The sequence below is a fragment of the Pseudomonas sp. 2995-3 genome, from assembly GCF_002742565.1.
Taxonomy (GTDB): Bacteria; Pseudomonadota; Gammaproteobacteria; order Pseudomonadales; family Pseudomonadaceae; genus Aquipseudomonas; species Aquipseudomonas edaphica.
The window spans coordinates 1-263 of the sequence record NZ_LJSB01000357.1 but is presented as its reverse complement, the minus strand read 5'-3'; the positions used below and the strand labels follow the sequence as shown (position 1 = coordinate 263).

General features: G+C 35.0%; 1 protein-coding gene. It reads right to left on the bottom strand.

Annotated features, from left to right (window positions below; translation table 11 throughout):
• The coding region (locus tag AOA62_RS32315) for a hypothetical protein (RefSeq protein ID WP_218244228.1) at positions 1 to 214 on the bottom strand (214 nt) is incomplete at its 3' end.
• Positions 215 to 263: the final 49 nt, after the last annotated feature.

Genomic DNA, 263 nt, shown 5'->3' with positions numbered 1-263 from the left:
GTCCAGGAGTGATCAGTGACCAAAATATTGCTAACCAGTTTTTTCGTTTATCTAAAAAATTATTCTCGACAGATGAAAATGTAATTGGGTTTATTTCTGAGGCAGTCCAGTTTTTATCTGCCATGATGGCATACTTATTTATATCAATTGTTGTTCTCCTACTATCCCAAATACTATAAAGATACACTGGGACGTAAAGGAGAATCCATTGCATATTAAGAACCTCAATAGCTTCATCTATCCTACCTGTGAACGTATACATG